The 3,077-nt window shown below is 66.8% G+C and carries 2 protein-coding genes; both read right to left on the bottom strand.

Annotated elements, in window-relative coordinates; all coding sequences use genetic code 11:
• On the bottom strand, positions 1 to 425 hold a 425-nt coding region (locus VGF64_12090), incomplete at its 3' end, for a DUF4118 domain-containing protein (protein ID HEY1635491.1).
• A gap of 1 nt (position 426) precedes the next feature.
• Positions 427 to 2,820, bottom strand: coding sequence for an amino acid permease (locus tag VGF64_12085; GenBank protein ID HEY1635490.1), 2,394 nt, complete (start codon positions 2,818 to 2,820; stop codon positions 427 to 429).
• Positions 2,821 to 3,077: the final 257 nt, after the last annotated feature.

Raw genomic sequence — 3,077 nt, 5'->3', positions numbered from 1 at the left:
ACAGCCAGGATCACCTGGTCGAGCTGTCGGCCCTCTGCCACCAGATCACCAATGGTGTGCATTCGGGCGATGTCTTCGCTGCTGGCCGCGGCAGCCGCCCGCTGCTTTCGGGACCAGACGGCCAGCTCTCCGACGGCGACGCCGACGATCAACAGCAACGCCGTGGTGATGACGTCGTTCCGCTGGGTGATGGTGAAGGAGTAGTAGGGACGCGTGTGAAGGACGTCAAAGAACACGGCGGCCGAGGCTGCGGCGACAAAGGCTGCGAGCCGATGTCCCCAAGCCGCCACCCCCACGACGACGACGGCGAGGACCAAGGCGACATTGACACTGCCGATGTGGTCGCGGGCCGGGATCAGCGCGGCCGCCACCGCCGCTGGGGCCACTACCCCGACGCCCACGGCCACCACGTCCCGGGTTCGCATCTCAGGCCTCCTCTGCTTCTGGGACCTCCAGCAACTCGTAGATGGGATTCAGCATCGCCAGGCGGCCTCGGTGGGCGCCGATCACGCCGTCGACCACCATCTTGGTGCCGTTTCGGATCCCTGCGACCTCGCGGCGCCCCAGGAACACGATGGTGAGGACCTCACCACTCGTGTCCACGAGGCTGCACTCGAGGGCCGGGGTCCCAGCCCAGGGCTGGATTCGCACCGAGCGGACGCGTCCCGCGACCCGTGCGCGCTGGCGCCATTGGAGATCCGAGATGGGCACTGTCCCCGCCACCGTCGGCATCGCCCCTCGATCCTCCTCGCCTGGCTTTCGTCGCGCTGCTCGGCGCCGGGTGGGCTGAGGTTTGTCGAGGACAGTTGTGGCCATCTTGCTGTCGATGTTCGAGTCCACGTTGAAGGGAACGATGGTGGCATTCACGTGGGGAAGCTTGCTCACGATCTCGATGATCCGGTCAGCGGTACGGTCGTGAAGAAGCCGGCTCCAAGCCTGGCGGTAGGTACGGCGGGGGAACAGCAGGCTCACCTCGGTCTGTCCGTCGGCAAGGTCGGCCGCGAGCTCCAGAGCCGCTCGGCCCAGGCGGCGGTCGGGGGTGTCGATGACGTCGAGGGGCAGCTGGGACAGCCCAAGTCGGCCCCAACGCTTGATAAGCGCCTGAGCCTTGCGCTTGTCGATGGCGAAATGGACGGCCCGCAAGTCGTCCGGGTTGAGGGCCCGCGCGTACTGGATCGCCCGCGCCGTGGCCAGATCGAGTCGATCGACCATGACAACCACGGCGTGACGGCGCAGGACCGGGGCTTCCGCCGCCGCTGCCGCCGCCCCCTCCTCGAGTACCGCGTCCTCGGCCCGGTACTCCTTGTTGAGTCGAACGAGCCCATAGACGAGGAGCGGCATGACCACCACGACCACCCAGGCACCCTTGGTGAACTCGGTGATGGCGAAGACGAGGACGACGACAAAGCACGTCACCGCAGCCGTGGCGTTGATGACCACGCTCCGACGCCACTGGGCCTCCCGAAGCCGAAGGTGGTGTTTGACCATACCGGCGCCGGCCATAGTGAATCCGGTGAACACGCCGATCGCGTACATGGGTATGAGAGACGCCACCTTGGCTCGGGTCGCCACCAGCAACACGATGGCCGCCACCGTCAACACGAGGATCCCGTTGGAGAAGACGAGGCGGTGCCCGCGCTCGGTCAGCTGTCGCGGCAGGAAGGAGTCTTCGGCCACGAAGCTGACCAGGAAGGGAAAGCCCGTGTAGCTGGTGTTGGCGGCCAGGATCAGGATGAAGGCGGTGCCCGCCTGCAGCAAGAAGAAGAGCACCGAGCCCCCGATGCCGCTTCCGTAGACGAGCTTGCCGATCTCAGAGATGACAGTGGGCGTCCCGCCGGAAAATGGCACCGAGTGCGTGAGCGCGGCCAGGGCCGAGATGCCCAGGAACATGGTGCCCAGGATGGTGCTCATTGCAACGAGGGTCGTGCGAGCATTCTTGGCCTGGGGATCCCGGAAGACGCTGACTCCGTTGGATATCGCCTCGGTACCAGTCATGGCCGACGCCCCGTTGGCGAAGGCACGCAGGGCGATGAAGATGGAGGCCCCGAAGAGGAGGCCCGCACCTGACTGACCGATAGACACGGCCCCAGCGGCATGGACCTGGTGTTGGGGGAGGTTCCCGAACGCTGCCCGGGCAAGGCCGAAGGCGATCAGCACGGCCATGTTGACGATGAAGAAGTAGGTGGGCACCGCGAACACGCGCCCCGCCTCCCGGATGCCCCGGAGGTTCCCGAAGGCGATGAGGATCACGAAGACAACCGAGAGGGGGACGTCCAGGCCGCCCAGGGCGGGGACGGCCGAGATGATGGCATCGGTACCGGCCGCCACCGAGACCGCCACTGTGATGGTGTAGCTGATGAGCAGCGCCGCGCCGGCTATCTGGGCCACGTTGGGCCCGAAGTTGTCCCTGCTCACCACGTACGAGCCCCCGGCCTTGGGGTAGGACTTCACGACCTCCCGGTAGCAAGCCGTCACCACCGCCAGCACTGCCAGGATCACGAGCGTGATCGGGGTGACGAGGGAGAAGGCGGCCACGCCGATGACCGGCACCAGGACCCGAAGGATCTGCTCGCTGGCGTAGGCCGACGACGACATGACGTCCGAGGACAGGACGGCCAGCGCCGTCGGCTTCCCCAGGCGCTGCCTGCTCAGGTCCTCGCTGACCAGGGGGGCGCCCAGGAGGAGGCGCTTGAGGCGATACTTGAAGCTCTCGGGCAGGCCAGCAGCGATAGTGGTGTCGGTCCGAGCCGGGGCCCTCACGGGGCCCCGGTAGGACGATGCGCTGTCCTCCTGGCTACTCGGCCGCGTCGGCGTGGTCACGGGTGCTCGCTACTGTGCCGGAGAACAGCAGTCCAGTGAAGGGACGCGCGGTCCCAGTCGAGAGGCCTTCTCACATCGGTCCTGTATGAGCGGTCCATAGCCCGGAGTGACCATGTTAGAGCTCAGCTACAGCGGAGGAACGATAGTCAGCTATTTGGGGCAGCGCTGGTGCGTCGCCAGTTCGGGTCGCGACCAAGGCCAGCCGTCAGCCCTGCTGTGAGGCTCGGCCTCCTCGGCGAACTCGATGGGAGGCGCGA

Source organism: Acidimicrobiales bacterium (assembly GCA_036491125.1).
GTDB lineage: Bacteria > Actinomycetota > Acidimicrobiia > Acidimicrobiales > AC-9 > AC-9.
The sequence above is the reverse complement of the archived record's forward strand: the minus strand, read 5'-3'. Positions and strand labels throughout refer to the sequence as shown.